At 63.9% G+C, this 26,697-nt stretch carries 25 protein-coding genes; 13 read left to right on the top strand and 12 right to left on the bottom strand.

Annotated elements, in window-relative coordinates; genetic code table 11:
• Positions 1-160: 160 nt before the first annotated feature.
• Together pgeF and rluD are read right to left on the bottom strand one after the other, a co-directional pair.
• The gene (pgeF, locus tag WFQ67_RS07990; RefSeq protein WP_263152755.1) at positions 161-886 is read right to left on the bottom strand and encodes a peptidoglycan editing factor PgeF; all 726 of its coding nucleotides are present in this window, start codon (positions 884-886) and stop codon (positions 161-163) included.
• Entirely contained in the window at positions 886-1,857 is a 972-nt protein-coding gene (gene rluD, locus WFQ67_RS07985; RefSeq protein ID WP_373874029.1) for a 23S rRNA pseudouridine(1911/1915/1917) synthase RluD, read from the bottom strand. The genes pgeF and rluD overlap by 1 nt, the downstream gene beginning before the upstream one ends.
• A 148-nt stretch (positions 1,858-2,005) precedes the next feature.
• Between rluD and WFQ67_RS07980 the strand changes: the two genes are divergently transcribed.
• The 4 genes from WFQ67_RS07980 to WFQ67_RS07965 all read left to right on the top strand — a co-directional run bounded on the left by WFQ67_RS07980 (position 2,006) and on the right by WFQ67_RS07965 (position 6,358).
• Positions 2,006-3,025 carry an outer membrane protein assembly factor BamD gene (locus WFQ67_RS07980; protein ID WP_173173376.1) on the top strand — a complete coding sequence of 340 codons (1,020 nt, stop codon included), beginning with the start codon at positions 2,006-2,008 and terminating at the stop codon, positions 3,023-3,025.
• 180 nt (positions 3,026-3,205) lie between these two features.
• Entirely contained in the window at positions 3,206-3,442 is a 237-nt protein-coding gene (locus WFQ67_RS07975) for a PP0621 family protein (protein ID WP_213628481.1), read from the top strand.
• On the top strand, positions 3,432-5,024 hold the full coding sequence (locus tag WFQ67_RS07970; protein WP_244862983.1) for a sensor histidine kinase: 1,593 nt from the start codon (positions 3,432-3,434) through the stop codon (positions 5,022-5,024). The genes WFQ67_RS07975 and WFQ67_RS07970 overlap by 11 nt, the downstream gene beginning before the upstream one ends.
• Before the next feature lie 2 nt (positions 5,025-5,026).
• Entirely contained in the window at positions 5,027-6,358 is a 1,332-nt protein-coding gene (locus WFQ67_RS07965; RefSeq protein ID WP_213628479.1) for a sigma-54-dependent transcriptional regulator, read from the top strand.
• 12 nt (positions 6,359-6,370) lie between these two features.
• Here WFQ67_RS07965 and thiO read toward each other — a convergent pair whose 3' ends face one another.
• Entirely contained in the window at positions 6,371-7,468 is a 1,098-nt protein-coding gene (gene thiO, locus WFQ67_RS07960) for a glycine oxidase ThiO (RefSeq protein WP_337056556.1), read from the bottom strand.
• A 45-nt stretch (positions 7,469-7,513) separates the two neighbouring features.
• Between thiO and WFQ67_RS07955 the strand changes: the two genes are divergently transcribed.
• From WFQ67_RS07955 to WFQ67_RS07920, 8 genes are all read left to right on the top strand, one after another.
• A complete protein-coding gene (locus tag WFQ67_RS07955; protein WP_337056555.1) occupies positions 7,514-8,023 on the top strand; it encodes a GspH/FimT family pseudopilin in 510 nt (169 codons plus the stop codon).
• Between the two features lie 114 nt (positions 8,024-8,137).
• Positions 8,138-8,656: a GspH/FimT family pseudopilin gene (locus WFQ67_RS07950; RefSeq protein ID WP_337056554.1), complete on the top strand. Its 519-nt coding sequence runs from the start codon at positions 8,138-8,140 to the stop codon at positions 8,654-8,656.
• Positions 8,643-9,218 (top strand): type IV pilus modification protein PilV, encoded by a 576-nt coding sequence (gene pilV, locus WFQ67_RS07945; protein ID WP_337056553.1) that lies wholly within the window; start codon positions 8,643-8,645, stop codon positions 9,216-9,218. Before WFQ67_RS07950 ends, pilV begins: the two co-directional genes overlap by 14 nt.
• Positions 9,215-10,024, top strand: coding sequence for a PilW family protein (locus tag WFQ67_RS07940; RefSeq protein WP_337056552.1), 810 nt, complete (start codon positions 9,215-9,217; stop codon positions 10,022-10,024). Before pilV ends, WFQ67_RS07940 begins: the two co-directional genes overlap by 4 nt.
• Before the next feature lie 9 nt (positions 10,025-10,033).
• Entirely contained in the window at positions 10,034-10,576 is a 543-nt protein-coding gene (locus WFQ67_RS07935; protein ID WP_337056551.1) for a pilus assembly PilX family protein, read from the top strand.
• Between the two features lie 15 nt (positions 10,577-10,591).
• A complete protein-coding gene (locus tag WFQ67_RS07930) occupies positions 10,592-10,936 on the top strand; it encodes a hypothetical protein (RefSeq protein ID WP_337056550.1) in 345 nt (114 codons plus the stop codon).
• A gap of 15 nt (positions 10,937-10,951) precedes the next feature.
• Entirely contained in the window at positions 10,952-15,256 is a 4,305-nt protein-coding gene (locus tag WFQ67_RS07925) for a pilus assembly protein PilY (protein WP_337056549.1), read from the top strand.
• On the top strand, positions 15,256-15,693 hold the full coding sequence (locus tag WFQ67_RS07920; RefSeq protein WP_337056548.1) for a type IV pilin protein: 438 nt from the start codon (positions 15,256-15,258) through the stop codon (positions 15,691-15,693). Before WFQ67_RS07925 ends, WFQ67_RS07920 begins: the two co-directional genes overlap by 1 nt.
• 56 nt (positions 15,694-15,749) lie before the next feature.
• Here the strand turns inward: WFQ67_RS07920 and ispH are convergent, their stop codons facing one another.
• The 6 genes from ispH to murJ form a co-directional block, all read right to left on the bottom strand.
• Positions 15,750-16,697 carry a 4-hydroxy-3-methylbut-2-enyl diphosphate reductase gene (ispH, locus tag WFQ67_RS07915; protein WP_271105043.1) on the bottom strand — a complete coding sequence of 316 codons (948 nt, stop codon included), beginning with the start codon at positions 16,695-16,697 and terminating at the stop codon, positions 15,750-15,752.
• 49 nt (positions 16,698-16,746) lie between these two features.
• The gene (locus WFQ67_RS07910) at positions 16,747-17,199 is read right to left on the bottom strand and encodes an FKBP-type peptidyl-prolyl cis-trans isomerase (protein ID WP_173173384.1); all 453 of its coding nucleotides are present in this window, start codon (positions 17,197-17,199) and stop codon (positions 16,747-16,749) included.
• Positions 17,192-17,698: a signal peptidase II gene (gene lspA / locus WFQ67_RS07905; protein WP_337056547.1), complete on the bottom strand. Its 507-nt coding sequence runs from the start codon at positions 17,696-17,698 to the stop codon at positions 17,192-17,194. Before lspA ends, WFQ67_RS07910 begins: the two co-directional genes overlap by 8 nt.
• Positions 17,691-20,525 carry an isoleucine--tRNA ligase gene (gene ileS / locus WFQ67_RS07900; protein WP_337056546.1) on the bottom strand — a complete coding sequence of 945 codons (2,835 nt, stop codon included), beginning with the start codon at positions 20,523-20,525 and terminating at the stop codon, positions 17,691-17,693. Before ileS ends, lspA begins: the two co-directional genes overlap by 8 nt.
• Before the next feature lie 15 nt (positions 20,526-20,540).
• Positions 20,541-21,479, bottom strand: a complete 939-nt coding sequence (gene ribF / locus WFQ67_RS07895; protein WP_213628470.1) for a bifunctional riboflavin kinase/FAD synthetase — start codon at positions 21,477-21,479, stop codon at positions 20,541-20,543.
• 117 nt (positions 21,480-21,596) lie between these two features.
• A complete protein-coding gene (gene murJ, locus WFQ67_RS07890; protein ID WP_271105039.1) occupies positions 21,597-23,132 on the bottom strand; it encodes a murein biosynthesis integral membrane protein MurJ in 1,536 nt (511 codons plus the stop codon).
• A 252-nt stretch (positions 23,133-23,384) separates the two neighbouring features.
• Here murJ and rpsT point away from each other — a divergent pair, with 252 nt between their 5' ends.
• A complete protein-coding gene (rpsT, locus tag WFQ67_RS07885; protein WP_111259741.1) occupies positions 23,385-23,660 on the top strand; it encodes a 30S ribosomal protein S20 in 276 nt (91 codons plus the stop codon).
• Positions 23,661-23,778: 118 nt separating this feature from the next.
• Here rpsT and WFQ67_RS07880 read toward each other — a convergent pair whose 3' ends face one another.
• The 3 genes from WFQ67_RS07880 to cgtA all read right to left on the bottom strand — a co-directional run bounded on the left by WFQ67_RS07880 (position 23,779) and on the right by cgtA (position 26,669).
• Positions 23,779-24,237 carry a CreA family protein gene (locus tag WFQ67_RS07880; RefSeq protein WP_111259740.1) on the bottom strand — a complete coding sequence of 153 codons (459 nt, stop codon included), beginning with the start codon at positions 24,235-24,237 and terminating at the stop codon, positions 23,779-23,781.
• Positions 24,238-24,249: 12 nt separating this feature from the next.
• Positions 24,250-25,368 (bottom strand): glutamate 5-kinase, encoded by a 1,119-nt coding sequence (gene proB / locus WFQ67_RS07875; RefSeq protein WP_337056545.1) that lies wholly within the window; start codon positions 25,366-25,368, stop codon positions 24,250-24,252.
• 80 nt (positions 25,369-25,448) lie between these two features.
• Positions 25,449-26,669, bottom strand: a complete 1,221-nt coding sequence (gene cgtA, locus WFQ67_RS07870) for an Obg family GTPase CgtA (RefSeq protein WP_213628469.1) — start codon at positions 26,667-26,669, stop codon at positions 25,449-25,451.
• Positions 26,670-26,697 lie beyond the last annotated feature (28 nt).

Here is a 26,697-nt window from a genome sequence, read left to right as displayed (position 1 = left end):
TCCTTCCTTTAAAGAGCGGGCTGGAGCGATGAAGGCCCCGAATACGAGAAGCCCGCCGAGATGCAGTCTAGATAAGGACGATTCTGGGCGATTCAAGCCAGCGGACCTTGACTCGGGTCAGTCCGCGACAGCCGGCGGCGGGGAGAAACGCCGGTGGGGATCAGTCGGCGAGCCAGACGAGGCTGGCGAAACGGCCGGTGCGGGAGGCGCGGCGGTAGGAGAAGAAACGCGGGTCGCTGACGGTGCACAGGCCACCACCGTAGACGGCGGTCACACCGCGCGCGGCAAGGCGGATGCGCGCCAGGGCATAGATGTCGGCGATCAGCCGGCCTTCATTGTGGCTGGGGCGGAAAGCGGCTGCGGCCTGTGGATGCTGGGCGACGAAGGTGTCGCGTACTTCCGGGCCGACCTCGAAGGCGTCGACGCCGATGGCCGGGCCAAGCCAGACCAGTACCTGCTCCGCCGGGCGGTCGAGGGCATCGAGGGTCGCTTCGAGCACGCCGTTGGCCAGCCCGCGCCAGCCGGCATGGGCGGCGGCGACACGGGTGCCGGCGCGGTCGCAGAACAGGGCGGGCAGGCAATCGGCGGTCATCACCAGGCTCGCGATGCCGGGCGTCGAGCTCCAGCTGGCGTCGGCCACCTCGACACGCGAAGGGTCGGCCTCGACCACGCGCACGCCGTGCACCTGGCTGAGCCAGGCGGGCTGGCAGCCGAGGGCGCTGACCAGTCGGGCGCGGTTGTGCGCCACGGCGGCGGGATCGTCGTCGACGTGATCGCCGAGATTGAAACTGTCGAAGGGTGCCTGGCTGCACCCGCCGGCACGAGTGGTGACGCGGGCACGAACCCGCGCGGGGGCGGGCCAGTCGGGCGTCAGCCAGTCATCCATCAGGTGAAGGACTCGTGGTCCTGGCGCAACAGGGTCAGCAGCCAGACCATGTCGTCGGGCAGCGGCGATTCCCACTTCATGCGCGCGCCGGTCACCGGATGATCCAGTTCGAGGAAGCGGGCGTGCAGGGCCTGGCGGGGGAAGTCCTTGAGGGTCTGGACCAGCGTGGGGCTGGCTGCGGGCGGGATGCGGAAGCGCCCCCCGTAGACAGGGTCGCCCACCAGCGGGAAGTTCACGTAGGACATGTGCACGCGGATCTGGTGCGTGCGGCCGGTCTCCAGCTTGACCCGGGCATGGGTGTGCGAGCGGAACCGCTCCAGCACGCGATAGTGGCTGACCGCAGGCTTGCCGCCGGCCACCACGCCCATGCGCTGGCGCTGCTGCGAGCTGCGACCGATGGGGGCGTCGACCTTGCCGCCGGCGGTGATCACGCCGACCACGATGGCCTCGTAGATGCGGCTGACGGTGCGGGCCTGGAGCTGCGCCACCAGCTTGGTGTGCGCTTCCAGGGTCTTGGCCACGACCATCAGGCCGGTGGTGTCCTTGTCCAGGCGGTGCACGATGCCGGCACGCGGCACGTTGGCCAGGTCCGGAACGTGGTGCAGCAGGGCATTCAGCAAGGTGCCATCGGCATGCCCCGCAGCGGGGTGGACAACCAAACCAGCAGGCTTGTCCAGCACCAGCAGCTGGTCGTCTTCGAAGACGATGTTCAGCGCGATGTCCTGGGCCACCCACTCGCCCTGGGATTCCTGCTCGGCATTGAGCTCCAGCAGGGAACCGCCATGGACGGTGTCGCGCGGGCGCAGCACCTGGCCGTCGACCGTGAGCAGCCCGTCCTTGATCCAGGCGGACAGGCGCGAACGCGAATGCTCGTCGAAGAGTTGGGCAGCGACCTGATCGAGGCGTTGCCCGCCCAGTTCGGACGGCACCTCGGCGCTGAGTTGAATAACCTGCTTGATGATTGGGGACATGCTCGAAAACGGCGGGGGCGCAGCCTTTGGTTTCGGCCACGCGCTTGTGGTTAAATACGGCGTCTTTGTCCTGGGGGAGCCCAGGGCGCCCATCATAACAGGACGGCTCCGCCCAAGACAGCCAGCCGTCACAGGGACGCAAGCCGCTATGCAAGTGAAACACCTGCTGCTGATCGCCATTCTCGCCCTAACCGCCGCCTGCTCCTCCAAAGAAGTGGTGGACGAGAACCTGAGCGAGTCCGAGCTGTACCAGCAGGCTCAGGCCGACCTGGACAACAAGAGCTATACCAGCGCCGTATCCAAGCTCAAGGCCCTCGAGTCCCGCTATCCGTTCGGTCGTTATGCCGAGCAAGCCCAGCTGGAACTGATCTACGCCTACTACAAGAACGTCGAGCCCGAGGCCGCCAAGTCCGCCGCCGAACGTTTCATCCGCCTGCATCCGCAACACGCCAACGTCGACTACGCCTATTACCTGAAGGGCCTGGCCTCCTTCGACCAGGACCGTGGCCTGCTCGCCCGCTTCCTGCCGCTGGACATGACCAAGCGCGACCCGGGTGCGGCCCGCGACTCCTACAACGAGTTCGCCCAGCTGACCACCCGCTACCCGCACAGCCGCTACGCGCCAGATGCCAAGCAGCGCATGATCTACCTGCGCAACCTGCTGGCCGCCTATGAAATCCATGTCGCCCACTACTACCTGACCCGCCAGGCCTACGTCGCCGCCGCCAACCGTGGTCGCTACGTGGTGGAGAACTTCCAGGAAACCCCGTCCGTCGGTGACGGCCTGGCCGTGATGGTCGAGGCCTACCAGCGCCTGAACCTGAACGACCTGGCCGCGACCAGCCTGGAAACCCTGAAGCTCAACTACCCCGACCACCCGAACCTGGTCGATGGCCAGTTCGTGCCGCGCGAGGAAGAGGCCGACAACCGCTCCTGGCTGGCCAAGGCGACCCTCGGCCTGATCGAGAGCGAGCCGCCGCTGCCCCCGGGCGAGACCCGCGCCAACCAGGACGTGATCAAGCAGTACGAAGACGCCCAGGAAGAAATCCCGGACGAGCTGAAGCCCGAGAACCAGCAGGAAGTGCAGGAAGAGCAGCACGAAGCGGAAGCCAACAGCAGCGGCGACCGCTCCTGGTTCAGCTACATGACCTTCGGCGTTTTCGACTGAGAACGCCCAACGTGATCGAAGAAGAGGCCTGCGGGCCTCTTTTTTTGTCCCGACGAAAGCGCCCCTCCCGCTCCGGGCAATGCCAGGGGACCTGACGCACAGCTCGCAGCCTCCCCGCTGTGCGCGGACCACCGGCTTGGCTAAACTGCGCTCCTTTCAATGACAAGTGAGCTCGCCGGGATGATCCGCCTGCTGTTCTGGATTGTTGTGATCTTCGCCGCTGTCTGGGTCTGGCGCCGGATGAAGGCACCACCAGCCCCGCGCCCGCAGAAACCCGCGGAGGAGGCTGCCAGCCCGATGGTGCGATGCAGCCAGTGCGGCGTGCATGTGCCGCAGGCCCATGCGCTGGCCAATGGCGAGCGCTGGTACTGCAGCCGCGCCCACCTGGAACAGGACACCACCAGCGGTGAGCGGTGAGTCGACGGTCCTGGGCGGGCAGCCGGCGCGGCGCATCTTCCGCCTCTACAACCTCTACCGGCTGATCATCGGCCTCGCGCTGGTCGGGCTGATCTCCAGCGAGCTGGACAGCGAACTGCTCGACCTCGCCCGCGCGCAACTGTTCCGCAACGCCTCCTGGTTCTACCTGCTGCTGAACATCCTGATCGCCTTGATGGTCCGCCATCCGAAGCACATGCTGCAGGTGTTCAGCCTGGCACTCGTGGACGTGATCCTGTTGTCCTGCCTGTTCTACGCGGCCGGCGGTACGCCCAGCGGCATCGGCAACCTGGTGATAGTCGCGGTGGCCATCGCCAACATCCTGCTGCGGGGCCGGGTCGGCCTGCTGATCGCCGCCGTCGCCACCATCGGCATGATCTACCTGACCTTCTACCTCAGCCTCAGCCGCCCGGAAGTCGCCAACCAGTACGTACAGGCCGGTGCGCTCGGCGCCCTCTGTTTTGCGGCCGCACTCTTCGTCCAGGGCATCAGCAAACGCCTGCAACTGAGCGAGACCCTGGCGGAAAAGCGCGCCGCCGACGTCGCCAACCTCGAGGCACTCAACGCCCTGATCCTGCAACGGATGCGCACCGGCATCCTGGTGCTCGACGCGCAACACCGCGTGCTCCTGGCCAACCAGGGCGCCCAGACCCTGCTGGGCCGCGATGACCTCGCCGGGCGCATCATCGACCCGCAGAGCCCGGAACTGGTCAAGCGCCTCCAGCAGTGGATGGACAACCCCGCCCTGCGCCCGCAGAGCCTGCAGGCCATGCCCGAAGGCCCGGTGTTGCAACCCAGCTTCGTACCGCTGCAACGGGGCGAACAACGCGACACCCTGATCTTCCTCGAAGACATCTCGCAGATCGCCCAGCAGGCGCAACAGCTCAAGCTCGCCTCCCTCGGCCGCCTGACCGCCGGCATCGCCCATGAGATACGCAACCCCCTGGGCGCCATCAGCCATGCCGCGCAGCTTCTGCAGGAGTCGGAAGAGCTGACCGGCCCGGACCGACGCCTGGCGCAGATCATCCAGGACCAGTCGCGACGCATGAACCTGGTGATCGAGAACGTCCTGCAGCTGTCACGCCGTCGCCAGTCAGAACCCCAACTGCTCGACCTGAAGTACTGGCTGCACCGCTTCGCCAGCGAGTTCCGCAATGCTTCCGGCCCCGGCCAGACACTGCACATCGAGACCAACAGCGGAACGATCCAGACCCGCATGGACCCGCACCAGTTGACCCAGGTACTGACCAACCTGGTACAGAACGGTCTGCGCTACAGTTTTCAGAAGAACAAGGTCGGACAGGTCTGGCTTCGCCTATTCCGTGATCCGGAAAGCGACCTGCCCATCCTGGAGATCATGGATGATGGAGCCGGCGTGCCGCCCGAGCAGGTGCAGCACATCTTCGAACCCTTCTACACGACTGAAAGCAAGGGTACCGGGCTCGGCCTGTATATCTCGCGCGAGCTGTGCGAGAGCAACCAGGCCCGCCTCGACTACCGCCCACGCGAAACCGGCGGCAGCTGTTTTCGCATTACCTTTGCCCACCCGCGCAAATTGAGCTGACCATGACCAGACAGAGAGCACTCATCGTCGACGACGAGCCCGATATCCGCGAGCTGCTGGAGATCACCCTCGGCCGGATGAAGCTGGATACCCGCAGCGCCCGCAACGTCAAGGAAGCCCGTGAACTCCTCGCCGCCGAACCCTTCGACCTGTGCCTGACCGACATGCGCCTGCCGGACGGCACCGGCCTCGACCTCGTGCAGCACATCCAGCAGCGCCATCCGCAGGTCCCGGTGGCGATGATCACCGCCTACGGCAGCCTGGACACCGCCGTCAACGCACTGAAGGCCGGCGCCTTCGACTTCCTCACCAAGCCTGTGGACCTCGGCCGGCTTCGCGAGCTGGTCGCTGCGGCCCTGCGCCTGCGCACCAGCGGCAGCGGCGACACGCCGATGGACAACCGCCTGCTCGGCGACTCGCCGCCGATGAAGGCGCTGCGCAACCAGATCCAGAAGCTCGCGCGCAGCCAGGCCCCCGTCTACATCAGCGGCGAGTCCGGCAGCGGCAAGGAACTGGTGGCACGCATGATCCACGAGCAGGGCCCGCGCCACGAAGACCCCTTCGTACCGGTCAACTGCGGCGCCATCCCCTCGGAACTGATGGAAAGCGAATTCTTCGGCCACAAGAAGGGCAGCTTCACCGGCGCCATCGAAGACAAGATCGGCCTGTTCCAGGCGGCCCATGGCGGCACCCTGTTCCTGGACGAAGTGGCAGACCTGCCCCTGCCCATGCAGGTGAAACTGCTGCGTGCCATCCAGGAAAAGGCCATTCGCACCATAGGTGGCCAGCAGGAAGTGGTGGTGGACGTACGCATTCTCAGCGCCACCCACAAGGACCTGGCTGCCGAAGTGGCGGCCGGACGCTTCCGCCAGGACCTCTACTACCGCCTGAACGTCATCGAACTCAGCGTCCCCCCGCTGCGCGAGCGCCGCGAGGACATCCCGCAACTGGCCGATGTGATGCTCAAGCGCCTGGCTGCGGACAGCGCCGCGGCCAGCATCACCCGCGACGCCATGGAAAAGCTCAAGAGCTATCGCTTCCCCGGCAACGTCCGCGAGCTGGAAAACATGCTCGAGCGGGCCTACACGCTCTGCGACAACGACCAGATCCAGCCCGAGGACCTGCGCCTGGCCGACGCGCCCTCCCCGTCGGAAAGCGGCGAGGCCGACCTTGCGCAGGTCAGCAACCTCGAGGATTACCTGGAAGAGATCGAGCGCAAGCTCATCATGCAGGCCCTGGAAGAAACCCGCTGGAACCGCACCGCCGCAGCCCAGCGCCTGGGCCTGACCTTCCGCTCGATGCGCTACCGCCTGAAGAAACTGGGGATCGACTGATCCCCGGCGGCATCAGGCCAGCGGCTTCAGGCGCGCTCCCGGGGCATAGGGCGCGGGATCGACGATGGGCTCGCGCCCCAGCATCAGGTCGGTGAGCAGCCGGCAGGACGCGGGCGCCAGCACCAGCCCATTGCGGTAATGACCGCAGTTCAGCCAGAGCCCATCGAAACCGGGCACAGGCCCGATGAAAGGAATGCCGTCGGGAGACCCCGGCCGCAATCCGGCCCAATGGCCGACCACCTCGGCCTCCGCCAGCGCCGGCAGCATCTCGATGGCCGACACCCTCAGGCTTTCCAGTGCGGCCTCGGTCGGCGTCTTGTCGAAGCCTTCATGCTCCAGGGTACTCCCCACCAGGATGTGGCCGTCGCGCCGCGGGATCGCATAGCGCCCCTTGGCCAGCACCATGCTCGGCAGGAAATCCTCGGCGCATTTGAACAGGATCATCTGTCCCTTCACCGGCTCCACGGGCAAGTCGAGCCCCAGCGTCGCGAGCAACTCCCCGCTCCAGGCGCCGGCACAGAGCACCACGCGATCCGCACGCACCTCTCCCTGCGAGGTACGAACCCCGACGACACGCCCGCCTTCCTGGATGAAGCCATCCACGGCGCAATCTTCCCGGAGGGTGACATTGGGCAATTGAAGCAGGGCCTCGCGCAGCGCACGGGTGAGGCGCGGGTTGCGGACGTTGGCGACGTCGGCCATGTGGATGGCGGTTGAATAACCGGCGGCCAGCGGGGGAACCGCTGCCTTGACCAAGTCGATAGATACGCGGGAAATCGGGCGCTTGCGCCCTGCGGCCCACGCCAGGGCTTGCGCTTCATCGTCGAGGTCGAGCCAATACAGACCGGTTCTGTGGACTTCGGGATCGATCCCGGTTTGCCGCAGCAATGCCTGACCAAGGGGCGGGTAGAAATCCTGCGACCAATGAGCCAGAGCCGTCACTGCATCGCTGTAACGCCACGGATAGAGCGGCGATACAATTCCACCACCCGCCCAGGACGACTCCCTTCCAACCCGTTGACGCTCGATGAGCACGACACGCTCTTGCTCAACGAGCTCAAGGGCAGTCAACAGCCCTATGGCCCCACCACCAACGATCAGGACAGACACCACAGCCTCCTCTTAGAAGCTCCAGGGAAATGGAGAGTAAAAAACATGGATGTACGCAAGCACCACGGACTCAGCCTGCTCGAACAACTCATCTGCCTGACCAGCGCAGCCACCTTGCTCACCCTCGGCGTGCCAACGCTCAATCGCATGCACCACCAGCACAAGCTGTCTTCCTTCGCCAGTGAACTCGCCCACTCCATCCAGTTCGCTCGGCACCACGCCTTCGCGCACAACATCCGCACCACCCTGTGCCCACTGGATGCCGACAATCAATGCTCCAGGGACTGGAGCGGCACCCTGAGCATTTTCGAAGACGAAGCGGGCAAGCGAGAGTTGCGTAGCGAGCAGGACCTCATGCGGATTCTCGAGCTGCCGGAGGGGCTGGAACTCACCTGGCGAGGCATGGGCGGTGGCCATGCACTTCACTTCAATGCCCAGGGACAGACCTACGTGAGCAATGGCACATTTCTCATGAAATCAATCGCATCCGGCACGAGCAGGCGAATCGTCGTTAACCGCCAAGGCCGTGTACTTCTTAAAGAGACAGAAGAATAGTCTGAATGGTCGGCCAGGAATACCGCTCGTGCCCGACTCATTGCCGACCATCCCAGGATGTTTGAGCTTGCATCCCCGGCTCGTTAGCTTACAGGCTGAGCAGAGGGAGCTTTCATGGAACGTACACGCGGGTTCAGTTTGATCGAGTTGATGGTGACCGTCATCATCCTGGGGATAGTGGCCGCCATCGCCCTCCCCAACCTTACGGGCTTCATCATCCGCCAACGCGTAGGGGGGCAGGCGAGCGAATTGATGAATGCGCTGGTTTTCGCTCGCGTGGAAGCCACCAAGCTGAATGCCAATGTGGTCGTCCTGCCAGCAGCGAACAACGAAGACGGCTGGACCAACGGCTGGTGTGTCGGCACGACCGCGATCAACAACTGCAGCGACTCTGACGTGATCCGCAGCTTCCAGGGATCACCTAGCGACGTACAGATCAACTCACCCTATCTCCAGGCCACCAACCGGCTGACATTCCGCCGCGACGGCACCCTGTTGTCCGGCATCAGCGCCCAGGCATTCAAGGTCACCTCCAGCAAACTCAAGGCCGACGACGCCACCGCACGCTGCGTCTACGTGAACGCCATGGGCAAAGCCTCCATCAAGAAGGTCAATCGCGATGCAGATTGCTAATCCCGCACGCCAGCAACTGGGCGTCTCGCTGATCGAGGTGTTGATCGCACTGGTGATTTTCGCCGTTGGCCTGCTCGGCTTCGCGGCCTTGCAGCTCAATGCGCTGCAAAGCTCCGGAGACAGCAGTCAGCGCACTCAAGCTACCTGGGTGGTACAGGAGCTTGCGGAACGCGTTCGCTCCAACCCGGAGGCTGCGCTGACGAACTACACCTCTGCGCCCAACTGCAGCAACCTCCCGGCCCAGCGCTGTGCCGACTACTACGACCCCATCAGTGGCGCAAAGGTCAACGCGACCAACTGCACAGCTGCGCAAATGGCCGCCTACGACCGCTGGGAAGCCCAGTGCCCCTACAGTGGCAACAGCACCTACACAGCCAACGCAACCGCTCGTGAGGGCCGCTATGGCAGCCGGGACTTCTTGGCGCAAGCAGCAAGCGGCACACAACCTCTGACCGTGGTTGCATCTGGAACTCAACTTACAATCACTGCGAACTGGCAAAGCAAAGCCGAGAAGAACTCCAGCGGGCAGAACCTGTCCGGAAGCGTACAGGTGCAACGATGAATCACAAGAGCATCAACAACCTACCCAAGTGCCAGGCAGGTCTAAGCTTGGTCGAACTAATGATCGGCCTGACTCTTGGGTTGATTCTCCTGCTAGGCGTCATCCAAGTGTTCATTGCCAGCAAGCAGACCTTCGCCACCAACGACGCCATGTCCAAGCTGCAGGAGAATGGCCGCTTCGGACTGGAATTCATCAGCCAGAGCGCCAGACTGGGCGGCTACCTATCTCCGGGCGCCCCGCTGGATCGTCCACTACCCATCGAGAAGGAGGGCTGTGGCGTCGGTAACTCCAGCAATAACCCTTGCGCTCTGAACGGCAGTGCCAGCGCGTCGGACATCGTCAGTTTCACGTTCGAGCCCCCGATCATCGAAGGGGTAAAACGCGACTGCACCGGAGCTACCGTCCCCGATAACAACCTGGTTACCAACACCTATTTTATTCTCGCCGCAGACGCCGATAACCCACTGCCTTCATTGGCTTGCAAGTCGTTCAACAGGACGACCAACGCCGTCCTCAGCCCGCAACAGCGGCTCATCGACGGCATCGATGCTCTACAGGTGCAGTATGGCGTGGATACCGCCGGGGACTCCAAGAGCGTCAATCAATTCGTATCCTCGGACCGCGTAACCAACTGGACCAAGGTCATCGCCGTTCGCATCGCCCTGCTAGCCAATTCGGTCGATGTCCTGAACCCGGCACCGCCGCAGCGCAACTTCTACCTGCTGGATGCGGCTCCGCTCTCATTCAACGATGGGCGGGCGCGGCAAGTGTTCACCACCACCATCCAGTTCAAGAACAACTACTGAGGCCTGACGATGAAAGCAGTCTCCCCGCTCGCCTCCCAGGCCGGCGCCACCCTCATAGTGGCCCTGGTGTTCCTGGTGGTACTGACCGCTGCCGGAATCACGGCCGTTCGCTTTGCAACGAACGATGAACGCATGGCCAGCAGCAATCAGTTCCGCAATACGGCCTTCCAGGCAAGCCAGACGGAAATCCGCGCCCAACTCCTGCGTTTCAACGTCGTAGCCAATCGTCAGCCCTTGATGTCCGCAATGGAAGCAACCGCCGTCACCAGCCCCTCCAGCTCGCCCAATGGCGAGTCCAATGCGACCATCATCGCGCGCTTCCCCAATCTTCGTGAACTGCAGACCCTGACGACGCGGACCGCGACGAGCGCGATATCTCAAACGCCCAAGCTACGCAGCATGGGTGATCTGGATTGCGCCAGTTTCGGCCAGGGCTATTCCTTCGGTAACTACACCTGCCGCCAGTATGAAGTGAGAAACGTCGCGGCCATCGGTACCAGCGGCGCCTTTTCCGACCAGACCCAGGGCCTGGTCTTCTTCAACCTCAAATAAGCTTCGGGGCCAGATATGAACCTGTACAGAACGCTGAGCACCGTTGCCTTATTGGCAGCCACCTTCGCGACATCGACCTTTGCCGATAAAACTCAAGAAGCACCGCCAAAGTACATCGAAAGCGCGGTCATCATTCTCAACCTGACCAATAAGACCGATGAAGGGGTCTCAGGCTTCCTTCTAGCGACGCCTTGCACCGGGTGCGAGCCGCTGAAGATGCAAGTGACAAGTCAGACCGCCCTTTACCTTCAAGGCAAACCCAGCAGCTTTTCTGAACTGGGCATGAAAATCGACTGGCAAGGCTCAGTGTTCTATGTGCCCGGCACGCCACCGGTCGTCACCGAACTTTTCCTGAATTAAGTCCGAGGTACCACCATGAGCATCAAGCGACAACTCAGCGTAGGCGCCTCGGCCTTTACCTATCTGGCTCTATCTCTTACTACGGCGATGGCGGATGACACCGAGATCTATACAACACGCGAATTGCCAGCGGATCAGCGTGTACGCCCCAATATTCTTTTCGTAATCGACACTTCCGGCTCCATGCAAAGCGGCGTCCCTGGTACGAACTGCAACTCCCTGACGCCCCTCGATAGGACCGCTGACGGCATACCCCGCAACTGGTGCACCAGCACAGAGGCCAGGACAAACCGCGCGAACAATGGCCAGCTCACCCGCATTCAAGTGGTGAAGGAAGTCGTCAACCAACTCGTCGACGAGCTGGCTCTATCCAACGACTCAAATATCGGCTTGGTCCGCTTCAGTTCCGACAACGAAGGCGGCTTCGTCAATGTGCCGGTACAGCAAGCTGCGACTGTGGCCAACACATTCAAAACGCAACTGAATAGCTATTACGCCAGTGGCTCCACTCCGCTGCTCGAAAGCTACCATGAGGCAGCCCAGTACATGCGTGGTGCCGCCTTGATTTACGGCAACAGCTCCCGCGGTGTCATAGAGAACGCCAAGGGCTCCAGCACACGCAACCCCTGGAACAGCGCAACGACTTCCTACTCGGGCGGCAGCTATCTGTCACCGATCCAGAACTCTTGCCAGAAATCCAACATCATCGTACTGACCGACGGCTTGCCAAACGACGATAGCAGCAGCAACACGGCAATTCGGGACCTGACCCGTACGGCAACAGCGAACACCAACTACACCTCCTGCAACCGAGGCTATCCGACCGACGGCGAAGCCAATGCCGGGTGCTGGATGCCAGGTCTGGCAGAATGGCTGGCCAACAACGACAACGGGCCGGCATCGGTCGCTGGCAAACAGACCATTTCCACTTACACCATCGGCTTCGGCAATATCGCCGACACTCGATTGCTCAGCGATACTGCAGCCTTGGGCCAAGGCAAGTTCTTCACCACCAATGACACATCTGGCCTTGTCACTTCGCTGAAGTCGATCATCGTCGACATCCTCGCCGAGAACACCACCTTCACCACCCCTACGGTATCGGTTAGCGCCTATAGCAACTTCGGCTATCGCAATGACCTTTACTATGCGCTGTTCCGCCCCGCCAAAGGTGCGCGCTGGCTAGGTAACATCAAGAAGTACAAGGCCACTTCTGACAGCAGCGGCAACCTTGTCGTGACCGATGCCAACGGCAACAACGCCGTCGACTCCAGCACCGGTTTCTTCGCTGACAGCGCGCAGAGCTACTGGAGCGCATCGGCGGACGGCAAGAACGCAGGCCTGGGAGGTGCGGCCAGCCGTTTGACGGACCCGGCCAACCGCAAGCTCTACACCTATACCGGCAGCAACCTTGAGCCGCGCACCAATGCTGGTAGCACATCGGTCAACCTGACCGGGTCCGCTCACCTGCTACTCAACAGCAACACAGCCTTGACCAAGACAATGCTGGGCGACGCGAGCATGACCGACGCCTACAAAGGCAACCTCCTCACCTGGGCACGCGGCACCAACCCAGCAGATAGCAGCATTCGCGCGCAGATCGCGGACGTACTGCACAACGCTCCCAAGGTCGTTGCATACACCAGCGATGAAGACATCGCGCGTATCTCCGCCGGCACGACACAGGACAAGCTGGCGCTGTTCTATGGCACCAATGAAGGCTTCATCGGCGCGATCAATCCCGCCAATGGCAACGAACTCTTTTCGTTCATCCCCAAGGAACTGCTGGGCAACCTGAAGTCCTACTACGACGATCCCCAGGGCAGCATCAACAAGAAGTACGGGATCGATGGCCAGTTCGACCTCAAGGTGACCTACGGCACTCGCGACACCACCACCAACCTTCGCGCCGTCAGCGGCGTCACCCTGTATGCGGGCATGGGGCGTGGCGGTCGCAACTACTATTCGCTGGATATGACGCCGACCACTGCCGGCGATCCGGCAACAATCCAGCCCAAGCTGAATTGGGTCATCCGCGGCGGCTCCGGCGGCAGCACCGGTTTTTCGCGCCTTGGCCAGACCTGGTCGACCCCCAAGGTGGCCAAGGTCAAGTGGAACGGTACAGTAACCGACGTACTGATTTTCACCGGTGGCTACGATACCAACCAGGATAACGATGCCACGCCGGACAACCCGAAAAACGACTCCTACGGCAACGCCCTCTACGTGGTGAACGCGAGTACGGGCCAAAAACTGTGGATGGCGGGCCCCAGTGGCGATACCGACGCCAACCTCACGCTTTCCAGCATGACCAACAGCATGCCGGCAGACCCGGCACTGGTAGACCTCGGCGGCGACGGCCTTATCGATACCATCTTCACCTCGGATACCCGCGGGCAGATCTTCCGTTTCGATATCAACCAAAGCAACACCAGCGCCAGCAACTTCGCGACCGGCAACCGTATCGCCAACATCGGTGGTACCGACGCGACAAACAACCGCCGCTTCTACAACCAGCCCGACGTTGCGCTGATCAAGGAGCGTGGTGGCCAGTCGTACTACACCATCAGCATCGGCTCCGGTTATCGCGGCCACCCGCTGAGCGAGGCTGCGCTGGACCGCTTCTATGTCATCCGGGACAAGAACGTATACTCGGCCCCCACTTACTGCTCCGCGACGGTCACCACCAACTGCACCGCGTCGATCACCGAAAGCAATCTGGTCGATGTAAGCAGCGTCAACCTGACCAGCGCGCAAGCCCAGGACATCCAGGACCAGATAAACACCAAGCGAGCGGAGATCGACGCACTCACGGCAGCGGAAACCAACGCGCGCAATGCATTGACCGCCTACCAGACCAGCATCGGCTATACGACCAAGCTCAACACCCTGGTGGAAACCAATACGACGATCAACCAGAAGCAGAGCGCGATCGACACCATCCTGCGGAACGATCCCTATGTGAAGGATCATGCGTCTGAAACCGACAGCCGTACGCAGTCCCACAGCCTGGTGGTATCGGCTCAGAACGCCCTGGTCCAACTCAATGCACAGACCCCGACAACCGGCGCGGCCAGCAGCTTCAAGGCTGCGGAACTGGACAATGCCCAGGGAACGGATGTTGGCGCGCTTCAGGCAAGGATCACCGCAGCGCTGAACGACAGCAACCTCTCCAGCCAGTATGCAGCCATCATCGCCAAGCAGAACCAGATCACGGCGACCAAGGCAGCGGGGGGCGATGCCAGCGCCCAGGAAAGCGACCTGAGTACCCTGACGGAGGCCTACGAATCGTCGGCGGCCTATCAGACTCGCCAGACACTGCTGACCAACCTGAACGGCATCAACGACAAGATCATCCAGATCGCGGCACTGCAGGCGCAGATCATCGCCGCCTACAACCTGGGTACTCCTGCAGGAGATAGCGATGCCGCAAGCAAGCTGACACAGCTCGACGCGGCCAAAGCATCGCTTACGAGCCTCCTGCCCAGTGGGCTCCCGGCGACTCCTGCCGGCACCACCAACGGTGATCTGATCGCTCGTACCGAAACCCAGAACCAGACCAACCTCGAGGCTATCAGCTCCCCGCTCGTGACCCAGGCCAATCTCCTGACTAGCCTCGAAGGCGAACGCCTGACCCTGGCAGGCCAGGCATCGACCCTGCAATCCGAGTTGCAAGCACTGGCCAACCAGGCTTACAGCGCCAGCAGCAACCTGCTGAACGCAACCCAACTCGCAGAGGCCACGGCGCAGGATCCAACGCCACCGCTCACCCAGTTCGACGCCTACAACTATCTGATCAGCAAGGCCCAGGCTGCAGCCGTTGCCGGTATCCCGACCAAGCGCCAGGAAATCAACACGCTGTATGCGCAACTGACCCCGGGTGATAGCTACACGCCCAACCCGACCCTGTTGGCGAACAGCAGCGGCTGGTTCATCCGATTCCCCTCGGGCGAGAAAGTCCTGTCCAGCTCGACCAGCTTCGCAGGTTCCGTACTCTTCACCACGTTCCGCCCCAGCGGCCAGCAAACGACCACCTGTGGGCCGGACGTAGGGCGTGGCCGTTTCTACGCACTGAACCTGATCGACGCCAGCGCAGTGTTCGCACAGACGGTGAGTGGCACCAAAACACCGGTACGCAGCTTCGACCTGGCCCACGGCGGCATTCCCCCCAAGCCGGCGACGATCCTGCGCGACGACAATCGTGTAGGCTTGCTCTGCGGTGCCGAAGGCTGCACACCGCCTGACACAGCATGCATGGATGGCGCTCAGATATGCGAAACCAACAAGGCGATACGCGACCTCTACTGGAGAGAGAACTGATGCTCAAGCAGAAGGGGTTCACCCTGATCGAGCTGCTTATAGTCGTGGCAATCATCGGCATCCTTGCCGGAATTGCCTATCCCAGCTATCAGAACTACGTGATGCGCACGGGGCGCAGCGACGGCCAGGCCTGGCTGATGCAGATCATGCAGGCCCAGGAGCGCTACTACTCGCAGAATCAGAGCTACACCGACAACCTGGGCACGGGCGGGCTTGCTTATCGCAACGCCGCAGGTACTGCCATCGCGGCGAATGGAGCGGTCATTTCGGAGAATGCCCGCTACAGCATCAACGCGGCAGCCTGCACCGGCACCACCATCGATAAATGCGTGATTCTCACAGCCACCCGCCAGGGAGCCCAAACTTCGGACTCCTGCGGAAACCTGACCCTGGATAGCCGTGGAAACAAAGGGGCCGCGACTGCCAACTGCTGGTAGCGCAGCTCCGATAAAAAAGCCCGGCATCAGCCGGGCTTTTTCTTGAGCGTCAGAAGCTACTTGATCTCGACGACCCGCAGCTCCTTCGGCATCGAGAACGTCACATTTTCCGGCCGGCCATCCAGCTCCATAGCAACCTCAGCGCCCCAGGCGCGGAGTTGCTCGATCACTCCCTGCACCAGTACTTCCGGTGCCGAGGCGCCGGCGGTGATGCCGACGCGGGCGACGCCTTCGAACCATGCCTGCTGCATGTCCTCGGCGCCGTCGATGAGGTAGGCCGGGGTGCCGATGCGTTCGGCGAGTTCGCGCAGGCGGTTGGAGTTGGAGCTGTTGGGGCTGCCGACCACCAGGACCACATCGCTCTCGTCGGCGAGCTGCTTGACCGCGTCCTGGCGGTTCTGGGTGGCGTAGCAGATGTCGTCCTTGCGCGGGCCACCGATGCTGGGGAACTTGCTGCGCAGGGCGTCGATGACGCGGCTGGTGTCGTCCATGGAGAGGGTGGTCTGGGTGACGAAGGACAGCGCCTCGGGGTTGCGTACCACCAGGCGCTCGACGTCGGCCTCGTTCTCCACCAGGTAGATGGCGCCGCCATTGCTGGCGTCGTACTGGCCCATGGTACCTTCCACCTCCGGGTGCCCGGCATGGCCGATGAGCACGCACTCGCGGCCGTCACGGCTATAGCGCGCGACTTCCATGTGCACCTTGGTCACCAGCGGGCAGGTGGCGTCGAAGACCTTCAGGCCACGGCGGTCGGCTTCCTGGCGCACGGCCTGGGAAACGCCGTGGGCACTGAAGATGACGATGACGTTGTCCGGCACCTGGTCCAGTTCCTCGACGAAGACGGCGCCACGGGCGCGCAGGTCCTCGACCACGAACTTGTTGTGTACGACTTCGTGACGCACGTAGATCGGCGGGCCGAAGACTTCCAGTGCGCGGTTGACGATCTCGATGGCGCGATCGACGCCGGCACAGAAGCCGCGGGGGTTGGCGAGTTTGATTTGCATGCTGTCTACCTCTGGGCCTTGCGGCCGCCCTCCCCTGCGGGAGATGAAATCAGGCCGGCTTGACCGCCAGGATCTCCACCTCGAAGCGCAGCGACTTGCCGGACAGCGGGTGGTTGAAGTCGATGGTCACGTGGCTGTCATCGAAGGCTTTGACCACGCCGGGCAGTTCGGTGTTGGCGGCGTCGTTGAAGATGATCAGCAGGCCCTCGGAAAGCTCCATGTCCTGGAACTGGCTGCGCGGCATCACCTGCACGTTCTGCGAGTTGGGCTGGCCGAAGCCCTGCTCCGGGTCGATCGGCAGCACGCGCTTGTCACCGGCCTTGAGGCCGAACAGGGCGCCCTCGAAACCGGGCAGCAGGTTGCCGTCGCCGACCTTGAAGGTAGCCGGTTGCTTGCCGAAGGTGCTGTCGACGACATCGTCGTTCTCCAGCCTGATGGCGAAATGCAGGGTGACTTCCGTGTCCGGGCCGATGCGCGAGACGCTGGCGAGAGACTCAGTCATGAGCGGGTTCTCCGGACTTCTTCGACTTGAACATATCCAGCGCCAGCATGATGGCGCCCAGGGTGATGGCGCTGTCGGCCAGGTTGAACGCCGGGAAGTACCAGCGATCCTGCCAATGCACCAGGATGAAATCGACCACGTGGCCGAGCACCACGCGGTCGTAGAGATTGCCCAGCGCGCCGCCGAGCACCATGGCCAGCGCGATGGCCAGCCAGGTTTCGTCGGCCTTCAGGCGCTTGAGCCAGACCACCAGCACGCCGCTGACCACGAGGGCGATCAAGGCGAAGAACCAGCGCTGCCAGCCGGAGCTGTCGGCGAGGAAGCTGAAGGCGGCGCCGGTGTTGTACACATGGATCCAGTCGAACCAGCCGGGGATGACGGTGATCCGCTCACGGAACGGGATCGACTCCAGCACCACCCATTTGGAACCTTGGTCCAGCAGGAACACCAGCACGCTCAGCAGCAACCAGCCGAGACGGCCAAAACGGGCCTCAGGCATAGTGGCGGACCTCACCGGCGCCTTCGATGTTCTCGACGCAACGGCCGCACAGCTCGGGGTGCGCGGCGTTCACGCCGACATCGGCGCGGTGGTGCCAGCAACGCCCGCACTTGGCGTGGACGGACTTGAGGATCTTCAGCTTCAGGCCCGGCACCTCGGTTTCCACCGCATCGGCCGGCGCTGCGGCCAGCGGCTGCACGTCGGCGGTGGAGGTGATCAGCACGAAGCGCAGTTCGTTGCCCAGCTTGGCCAGCTTGGCAGCCAGGGACTCCTCGGCGAAGACGGTAACCTCGGCCTGTAGGCTGCCGCCGATGGCCTTGGCGGTGCGCAGGTTCTCAAGCTCCTTGTTCACCGATGCCTTGACCGCGACCACGTCTTCCCAGAAGGCATTGCTCATCTCGAAACCTTCCGGCAGCTCGCTCAGGCCCTGGTACCAGGTGTTGAGCATCACCGACTCGTCGCGCTCGCCCGGCATGAACTGCCAAATTTCCTCGGCCGTGAAGGCCAGGATCGGGGCGACCCAGCGCACCAGTGCCTCGACGATGTGGAACAGCGCGGACTGGCAGGAACGACGCGCCAGGCTGTCGGCCTGGGTGGTGTACTGGCGGTCCTTGATGATGTCGAGGTAGAAGCCGCCCAGTTCCTGCACGCAGAAGTTGTGCACCCGGGAATAGACGTTCCAGAAGCGGTACTCGCCGTAGGCCTCTTCCAGCTCGCGCTGCAGCTGCAGGGTGCGGTCGACGGCCCAGCGGTCAAGCGCCAGCATATCCTCGACCGGCACCAGGTGCTGCGCCGGGTCGAAGCCGGTGAGGTTGGAGAGCATGAAGCGCGTGGTGTTGCGGATGCGGCGATAGGCATCGGCGCTGCGCTGCAGGATCTGCTGGGACACGGCGATCTCGCCGGAGTAGTCGGTGGACGCGACCCACAGCCGCAGGATATCGGCGCCCAGGGTGTCGATCACGGTCTGCGGCACCACGGTGTTGCCCAGGGACTTGGACATCTTGCGGCCGGACTCGTCGACGGTGAAGCCGTGGGTCAGCAGTTGGCGATAAGGCGCATGGCCGTCGATGGCGCAACCGGTGAGCAGGGACGAGTGGAACCAGCCACGATGCTGGTCGGAGCCCTCCAGGTACAGGTCGGCGGCCGGGCCGCTGGCGTGGGCCAGCTCCGCATGGGAGCCGCGCAGCACGTGCCAGTGGGTGGTGCCGGAATCGAACCACACGTCCAGGGTGTCGCTGATCTTGTCGTATTGCGAAGCCTCGTCGCCCAGCAGCTCGGCGGCGTCCAGCCTGAACCAGGCCTCGATGCCCTCCTGCTCGACGCGCTTGGCCACCTCTTCCATCAGCTCGACGGTGCGCGGGTGCAGCTCGCCCGTGGCCTTGTGCAGGAAGAACGGGATCGGCACGCCCCAGTTGCGCTGGCGCGAGATGCACCAGTCCGGGCGACCGGCGATCATGTTGTGCAGGCGCGCCTGGCCCCACGCGGGAATGAACTCGGTCTGCTGGATGCCCGCCAGTGCGCGCTCGCGCAGGGTGGCGCCTTCGTTGGGCTGCTTGTCCATGCCGACGAACCACTGCGCGGTGGCGCGATAGATCAACGGGGTCTTGTGGCGCCAGCAGTGCATGTAGCTGTGGTTGATGCTCTCGTGCTTGAGCAGAGCGCCTACTTCTTCCAGCTTGGCGACGATGGCCGGGTTGGCCTTCCAGATGAACTGGCCGCCGAAGAACGGCAGGTCCTGGACATAGACGCCGTTGCTCTGCACCGGGCTGAGGATGTCGTCGTTGCTCATGCCGTAGTGCTTGCAGGAGCGGAAGTCGTCCTCGCCATAGGCCGGCGCGGAGTGAACGACGCCCGTGCCGGCGCCCAGCTCGACGTACTCGGCCAGGTAGACGGGCGAGAGGCGCTCGTAGAACGGATGGCGGAAGCGGATGTGCTCCAGCGCCTCGCCCTTGGCGGTAGCGACGACCTGGCCTTCGAGGCCGAAGCGCGCCAGGCAGGATTCCACCAGTTCCTCGGCCAGCAGCAGCAGGCGCGACCCGGTGTCGACCAGGGCGTAGGTGAATTCGGGGTGGACGTTCAGCGCCTGGTTGGCGGGGATGGTCCACGGAGTGGTGGTCCAGATGACGATGGCGGCGGGCTTGGCGAGGCTCGACAGGCCGAAGGCGGCAGCGAGCTTGTCGGCATCCTCGACGAGGAAGGCGACGTCGATGGCATCGGACTTCTTGTCCTGGTACTCGACCTCAGCCTCAGCCAGGGCGGAGCCGCAATCGAAGCACCAGTTGACCGGCTTCAGGCCCTTGAACACGAAGCCCTGCTTGACCATCTCGGCCAGCGCGCGGATCTCGCCGGCCTCGTTGGCGAAGGCCATGGTCTTGTAGGGGTTGTCCCACTCGCCCAGCACGCCCAGGCGGATGAAGTCGGCCTTCTGCCCCTCGATCTGCTCGGCGGCGTAGGCGCGGCACAGCTCGCGGGTCTTGTCGGCAGGCAGGTTCTTGCCGTGGGTGGTCTCGACCTTGTGCTCGATCGGCAGGCCGTGGCAATCCCAGCCCGGCACGTAGGGGGCATCGAAGCCGGCCAGGGTCTTGGAACGGACGATGATGTCCTTGAGGATCTTGTTGACCGCATGACCGATGTGGATGCTGCCGTTGGCGTAGGGCGGGCCGTCGTGCAGGACGAACTTCGGACGACCCTCACCGATCCGGCGCAGCTTCTGGTAGAGCCCGATGGAATCCCAGCGCTGCAGGGTCTCCGGCTCACGCTGGGGAAGACCGGCCTTCATCGGAAATGCCGTTTCCGGCAGGTTGAGGGTCGCTTTGTAATCGGTCATGTCAGTCCAGGCTCATCATTGAATGGGGATGCCCTGCCAGTAGGCACGGGCGGCGGCGACGTCCGCGTCGATCGCCGACTTCAACGCCTCCAGGGAAGCGAAACGCTGCTCTTCACGCAGCTTGTGGTGGAAGGTCACGCTGATGCGCCGGTCATACAGGTCGGCGGAATAATCCAGCAGATGCACTTCCAGGTGGGCCTTGCCATCCCCCTTCACGGTGGGACGCACGCCGATGTTGGCAACGCCGGGACGACGCGCGCCATCCAGTTCGACGCTGACCAGGAAGACCCCGGAAAGGGGAACGCGCCGACGCTTGAGCTGCACGTTGGCCGTGGGCGTACCCAGCTGGCGCGCCAGCTTCTGCCCATGCAGCACCCGGCCGGTGATGGAGAACGGCCGGCCAAGGAGGCGCTCGGCCAGCGGGAAGTCGGCGGCGGCCAGTGCCTGGCGCACCCGCGTGCTGCTCACCCGCACACCATCCAGCTCGACGGTGGCTGCCGCTTCGACACTGAAGCCCTCGGCAGCACCGGCCATCTGCAGGAAGGCGAAGTCACCGGCGCGATCGCAGCCGAAGCGGAAGTCATCACCGACTTCCAGATGCTTGACCCCAAGCCCCTCGACCAGCACGGCGTGCACGAACTCGGCGGCGCTGAGCTCGCGCAGGCGGCGGTTGAAGGCCAGGCAGAGCACCCGGTCGACGCCTTCGGCTGCCAGCAGCTCGAGCTTGTCGCGCAGCCGGGTCAGGCGCACCGGCGCCGTGTCGGGGCCGAAGAATTCACGGGGCTGCGGCTCGAAGATCACCACGCAGCTGGGTACGCCCAACTCGCCTGCGCGCTCGCGCAGGCGTTTGAGAATGGCCTGATGGCCACGGTGTACGCCGTCGAAATTGCCGATAGTGGCAACGCAGCCCCCAAGTTGGGGCCGCAGGTTGTGGAGGCCTCGGACCAGCTGCATAGCACACGTCTTGTTCACAAAGTGGCCGATTATACGCACACCCGCGACCAGACAACAGGCGTCGCTGACGTGTCGCAGACGGGCCGTGACGGGAGCCTTCCTGGTGCCCGGCCAGGCTCAGAGCGCGCGCCGGGCGAAGTGACGCAAGCGGAAGCCGAGCAAGGCCAGGGTGGCGAAATAGCCGAGGGCGCCGGCTGTGACCAGCGCCCCGAGACGCAGCAGGCGCAGCAGCATGTCGCCCTGGTCCCAGGCGGGCAGCAGCCACATGCCGCCGACAAGCACCGCCGTCATCACCGCGACCGCCAGCAGCAGCTTGGCGAGGAACGTCGGCCAGCCGGGCTGCGGCTCGAACAGCTTCTGCCGGCGCAACTGCCAATACAGCAGCGCGGCATTGAGGCACGCCGCCAGGCCGATGGCCAGCGCCAGGCCGGCATGCTGCAGCGGACCGATGAAGACGAGGTTCATCGCCTGGGTCGCGACCAGGGTGAACAGCGCGATACGCACCGGCGTGCGCAGGTTCTGCCGCGCATAGAAGCCCGGCGCCAGCACCTTGACCAGGATGATCCCGAGCAGCCCCGCCGAATAGGCGATCAGCGCGCGCTGGGTCATCTCGGCGTCATGGGCGCTGAACTTGCCGTACTGGAACAGCGAGACCGTCAGCGGCTCGGCGATCAGCGCCAGCGCCAGCGCGCAAGGCAGCACCAGCAGGAAACACAGGCGCAGCCCCCAGTCCAGCAGTTGCGAATAGGCCTGGCGGTCATCGCTGGCGTAGGTCTTGGCGAGCGACGGCAGGAGGATGGTGCCCAGAGCGACGCCGAGCACTCCGGACGGCAGCTCCATCAGGCGGTCGGCGTAGTACATCCAGGACACCGAGCCGGCGGCCAGGAAGGACGCGAAGATGGTGTTGATGATCAGCGAGATCTGGCTGACCGAGACGCCGAAGATCGCCGGCCCCATCTGCTTGAGTACCCGCCAGACGCCGCTGTCGCGCAGGTTAAGGCGCGGCAGCACGAGCATGCCGATGCGCTTCAGGTGCGGCAGCTGGTAGAGCAACTGGGCCAGGCCACCCGCCAGCGTCGCCCAGCCCAGGGCCATCACCGGCGGGTCGAAGTAAGGGGTCAGGAACAGGGCGAAGACGATCATCGCCACGTTAAGCAGGGTCGGCACGAAGGCCGGCACGGCGAAGCGGTTCCAGGTGTTGAGTACCGCCCCGGCGAGGGAGGACAGGGAAATGAGGAAGATGTAGGGGAAGGTCACCCGCAGCAGCGAGGTGGTCAGCTCGAATTTTTCCGGCGTATCGGCGAAGCCCGGCGCCGTGGCCCAGATCACCCAGGGCGCGGCGAGCACGCCGAGGGCCGTGACCACCGCCAGCACCAGCGTCAGCAGGCCTGACACGTAGGCCAGGAAGGTGCGGGTCGCCTCCTCCCCCTGCTGGGTCTTGTACTCGGCCAGGATCGGCACGAAGGCCTGGGAGAACGCACCCTCGGCAAAGATCCGCCGCAGCAGGTTGGGCAGCTTGAAGGCCACGAAGAAGGCGTCTGTGGCCACGCCGGCGCCGAAGATGCGCGCCACGATGGTGTCACGGACGAAGCCGAGAACCCGCGAAAGCATGGTGATGGAACTGACGGCGGCCAGCGATTTGAGCAGATTCATGGAGGTCGGAGGCTTGTGCTCGTTGGAAGTCCCGCCAGGCGGAAAACGCTGCCGCCGGGCCGAAAGCGCCCTGCTTTCGAAGGCGGCGAGTGTAGAGCCGGCACGAAAATAAATCACGCCACGGTCCGGTATGAGGTACGCTCGTCGCCCCTTTGCAGGGAAGCCACGCCTGCCCTTGACATTGATTCATCGCATCGGCATGATTCGCGGCCTTATTTGTTTGTATCCCCCCAGTTTTCGAGGAGCTTGACGGTGGCCAATACACCTTCTGCCAAAAAACGCGCAAAACAGGCTGAGAAGCGTCGTAGCCATAACGCCAGCCTGCGCTCCATGGTCCGCACCTACATCAAGAACGTCGTCAAGGCGCTCGATGCCAAGGACCTGCCCAAAGCCCAGAACGCCTACACCCTGGCTGTTCCGGTAATCGACCGCATGGCCGACAAGGGCATCATCCACAAGAACAAAGCTGCTCGTCACAAGAGCCGCCTGAACGCCCACATCAAGGCGCTCGGCCAGGCTGCTGCCTAAGCTTTGCTTTTGATGAAAGACCGGCCCCAGGGCCGGTTTTTTATTGCCTGCGAAAAAGCCACGCCGATCGGCAGGCACAAAAAAGCCCGGCGAACCGGGCTTCGATGCGCGCCAGGGCTCATTTCGCCCAGGGCAGGATCGGGATCGCCGTGACCGCGTTCTGCGGGCTGCCTTCGATCACTCGATCGCTGTACACCAGGTACACCAGCGTATTGCGCTTCTGATCGAAGAAACGCACCACCTGCATGGTCTTGAACACCAGCGAGGTGCGCTCCTTGAACACCTCCTCGCCATCCTTCAGCTCACCCTTGAAATGGATGGCGCCGACCTGACGACAAGCGATGGACGCTTCGGCACGATCCTCGGCCAGCCCGAGCCCACCCTTCACGCCGCCGGTCTTGGCCCGGGACAGGTAGCAGGTCACGCCCTCCACCTTGGGGTCATCGAAAGCCTCGACGACGATCTTGTCGTTCGGCCCCACCCACTTGAACACGGTGGAAACCGAGCCGATCTCCTCGGCGGACGCCAGCAGAGGCGCGCACAGAGCCAACGCCACCCATCCCTTGATCATGCGCATTCGAACGCTCCTTCAGACCAGAACCAGATTGTCCCGATGCACCAGCTCGGGCTCGTCGACGTAGCCGAGCAGCTTCTCCACCTGCTCGGAGGACTGCCCGATGATCTTCTGCGCTTCCAGAGCGCTGTAGTTGACCAGCCCACGGGCGACTTCACGCCCATCCGGGCCGACGCAGACCACCATCTCGCCACGGCGGAAACTGCCCTGCACCGCCTTCACGCCGACCGGCAACAGGCTCTTGCGATCGTCACGCAGCGCCTTGACCGCACCCGCATCCAGCACCAGGGTGCCACGGGTCTGCAGATGGCCGGCCAGCCACTGCTTGCGCGCCGCCAGCATGCCGCGCTCCGGCGCCAGCAGCGTACCCAGGCGCTCGCCGGCCTTGAGGCGGTCCAGCACGCGCTCGATACGCCCACCGACGATCACCGTGTGCGCACCGGAACGCGCAGCCAGGCGCGCCGCGCGCAGCTTGGTCTGCATGCCGCCGCGCCCCAGCGCACCGCCAGTGCCGCCCGCGACCGCATCCAGGCTCGGATCATCCGCACGGGCTTCGAATATCAGTTGCGCCTCGGGATTGTGGCGCGGGTCGGCATCGAACATGCCGTCGCGATCGGTGAGGATCACCAGCAGGTCGGCCTCGACCAGGTTGGCCACCAGGGCCGCCAGGGTGTCGTTGTCGCCGAAGCGGATCTCGTCGGTGACCACCGTGTCGTTCTCGTTGATCACCGGGATGGTGCCGAGTTCGACCAGCGTGCGCAGCGTGCTGCGCGCATTGAGGTAACGCTTGCGGTCGGAAAGATCGTCATGGGTCAGGAGGATCTGCGCGGTATGCCGGCCATGCTCGCCGAAACTCGACTCCCAGGCCTGCACCAATCCCATCTGCCCCACGGCGGCGGCCGCCTGCAGCTCATGCATCGCCTTGGGCCTGGCGCTCCAACCCAGGCGACTCATGCCCGCCGCCACGGCGCCGGAAGACACCAGCACCAGCTCGACCCCCGCATTGCGCAGGGCAACCATCTGCTCGACCCAGACCGCCATGGCGTCGCGATCCAGGCCGCGACCATCCGCCGTCAGCAAGGCGCTGCCGATCTTCACCACCCAGCGCTGCGCGCCCGTCACCTTGTCCCGCATATCTTCCAACCTTAGCTAGAAAGCCGTGCGGCCCATGGCGCACAGCCTATGGCGATCATCTGCGCCGAGCGGCGCACTCATCAGGGTACGTAGAAGATTTCCGGACCGTCGCCGTCGTCTTCGTCATCCTCGAAGTCATCATCGTCATCCTGCGCACCGGCGCTCTTCAGTCCGGCGCGGCGCAGGGCCCGCTGATCGTCCAGCGCCTGCAGACGGGCACGCGCCTCGTCCTCGATGCGCTGGTCGAGCTCGGCGAGCTCCTCGGCGTAGGCCGGCTCCTCGCTGATGCGCAGGGCGCGCTCGTCGAGGTAGCGCATGATGTCCTGGGACAGCGCCTCGGTGCCCTCGCGCTCCAGCGCGGAGATCACATAGACAGGGCCTTCCCAACCCAGACGCTCGATCACCGCCTTCATGCGCGCCTCGCGATCCTCGTCGAGCAACTGGTCGGCCTTGTTCAGCACCAGCCAGCGATCACGCTCGGTGAGCGCCGGACTGAAGCGCCCCAGCTCCTCGATGATGGTGGCGGCGGCCTCGGCCGGATCACTCTCGTCCAGCGGCGCCATGTCGACGATGTGCAGCAGCAGACGGGTCCGCGCCAGGTGCTTGAGGAAACGGATACCCAGGCCGGCGCCTTCCGCAGCCCCCTCGATCAGGCCAGGGATGTCGGCCACGACGAAGCTCTTGTAGCGACCGACACTGACCACGCCCAGGTTCGGCACCAGCGTGGTGAAGGGGTAGTCGGCGACTTTCGGCTTGGCGGCGGAGACCGAGCGGATGAACGTGCTCTTGCCGGCATTCGGCAGGCCCAGCAGGCCGACGTCGGCCAACACCTTGAGCTCCAGCTTGAGATCGCGGGACTCGCCCGGCTTGCCGTTGGTGGTCTGGCGCGGCGCGCGGTTGGTACTGGATTTGAAACGGGCGTTGCCCAGGCCGTGCCAGCCACCCTGGGCGACCATCAGGCGCTGACCGGGCTTGGTCAGGTCGCCGATGATCTCCTGGGTGCCGGCATCGATGACGGTCGTTCCCACCGGCACGGGGAGAATCAGGTCCTCACCCTTGTGCCCGGTGCAATCCTTGCTGCCACCGTTCTGGCCACGCTGAGCATCGAAACGGCGGGTATAGCGATAGTCGACCAGGGTGTTCAGGTTCGGATCGGCCTCCATGTACACGGAACCACCGTCACCGCCGTCGCCACCATTGGGGCCACCCTTCTCGATGAATTTCTCGCGACGGAAACTCATCAGGCCATTGCCGCCATCACCCGCTTTTACAAAGATCGATACTTCATCGACGAATTTCATCAGGACGCCTCCCGCCACGCGGGACGGG

Origin of the sequence: Pseudomonas sp. USHLN015 (assembly GCF_037153275.1) — a bacterium.
Classification (GTDB): Bacteria; Pseudomonadota; Gammaproteobacteria; order Pseudomonadales; family Pseudomonadaceae; genus Metapseudomonas; species Metapseudomonas tohonis.
This window is presented reverse-complemented; position numbering and strand designations above follow the sequence as displayed.

Excerpts from the sequence above, each read along its gene's own strand:
- pgeF (WP_263152755.1), bottom strand. The coding sequence starts at position 886 with ATGGATGACTGGCTGACGCCCGACTGGCCCGCCCCCGCGCGGGTTCGT.
- rluD (WP_373874029.1), bottom strand. The coding sequence starts at position 1,857 with ATGTCCCCAATCATCAAGCAGGTTATTCAACTCAGCGCCGAGGTGCCG.
- WFQ67_RS07980 (WP_173173376.1), top strand. The coding sequence starts at position 2,006 with ATGCAAGTGAAACACCTGCTGCTGATCGCCATTCTCGCCCTAACCGCC.
- WFQ67_RS07975 (WP_213628481.1), top strand. The coding sequence starts at position 3,206 with ATGATCCGCCTGCTGTTCTGGATTGTTGTGATCTTCGCCGCTGTCTGG.
- WFQ67_RS07965 (WP_213628479.1), top strand. The coding sequence starts at position 5,027 with ATGACCAGACAGAGAGCACTCATCGTCGACGACGAGCCCGATATCCGC.
- WFQ67_RS07955 (WP_337056555.1), top strand. The coding sequence starts at position 7,514 with ATGGATGTACGCAAGCACCACGGACTCAGCCTGCTCGAACAACTCATC.
- WFQ67_RS07950 (WP_337056554.1), top strand. The coding sequence starts at position 8,138 with ATGGAACGTACACGCGGGTTCAGTTTGATCGAGTTGATGGTGACCGTC.
- pilV (WP_337056553.1), top strand. The coding sequence starts at position 8,643 with ATGCAGATTGCTAATCCCGCACGCCAGCAACTGGGCGTCTCGCTGATC.
- WFQ67_RS07940 (WP_337056552.1), top strand. The coding sequence starts at position 9,215 with ATGAATCACAAGAGCATCAACAACCTACCCAAGTGCCAGGCAGGTCTA.
- WFQ67_RS07935 (WP_337056551.1), top strand. The coding sequence starts at position 10,034 with ATGAAAGCAGTCTCCCCGCTCGCCTCCCAGGCCGGCGCCACCCTCATA.
- WFQ67_RS07930 (WP_337056550.1), top strand. The coding sequence starts at position 10,592 with ATGAACCTGTACAGAACGCTGAGCACCGTTGCCTTATTGGCAGCCACC.
- WFQ67_RS07925 (WP_337056549.1), top strand. The coding sequence starts at position 10,952 with ATGAGCATCAAGCGACAACTCAGCGTAGGCGCCTCGGCCTTTACCTAT.
- WFQ67_RS07920 (WP_337056548.1), top strand. The coding sequence starts at position 15,256 with ATGCTCAAGCAGAAGGGGTTCACCCTGATCGAGCTGCTTATAGTCGTG.
- ispH (WP_271105043.1), bottom strand. The coding sequence starts at position 16,697 with ATGCAAATCAAACTCGCCAACCCCCGCGGCTTCTGTGCCGGCGTCGAT.
- WFQ67_RS07910 (WP_173173384.1), bottom strand. The coding sequence starts at position 17,199 with ATGACTGAGTCTCTCGCCAGCGTCTCGCGCATCGGCCCGGACACGGAA.
- lspA (WP_337056547.1), bottom strand. The coding sequence starts at position 17,698 with ATGCCTGAGGCCCGTTTTGGCCGTCTCGGCTGGTTGCTGCTGAGCGTG.
- ileS (WP_337056546.1), bottom strand. The coding sequence starts at position 20,525 with ATGACCGATTACAAAGCGACCCTCAACCTGCCGGAAACGGCATTTCCG.
- ribF (WP_213628470.1), bottom strand. The coding sequence starts at position 21,479 with ATGCAGCTGGTCCGAGGCCTCCACAACCTGCGGCCCCAACTTGGGGGC.
- murJ (WP_271105039.1), bottom strand. The coding sequence starts at position 23,132 with ATGAATCTGCTCAAATCGCTGGCCGCCGTCAGTTCCATCACCATGCTT.
- WFQ67_RS07880 (WP_111259740.1), bottom strand. The coding sequence starts at position 24,237 with ATGCGCATGATCAAGGGATGGGTGGCGTTGGCTCTGTGCGCGCCTCTG.
- proB (WP_337056545.1), bottom strand. The coding sequence starts at position 25,368 with ATGCGGGACAAGGTGACGGGCGCGCAGCGCTGGGTGGTGAAGATCGGC.
- cgtA (WP_213628469.1), bottom strand. The coding sequence starts at position 26,669 with ATGAAATTCGTCGATGAAGTATCGATCTTTGTAAAAGCGGGTGATGGC.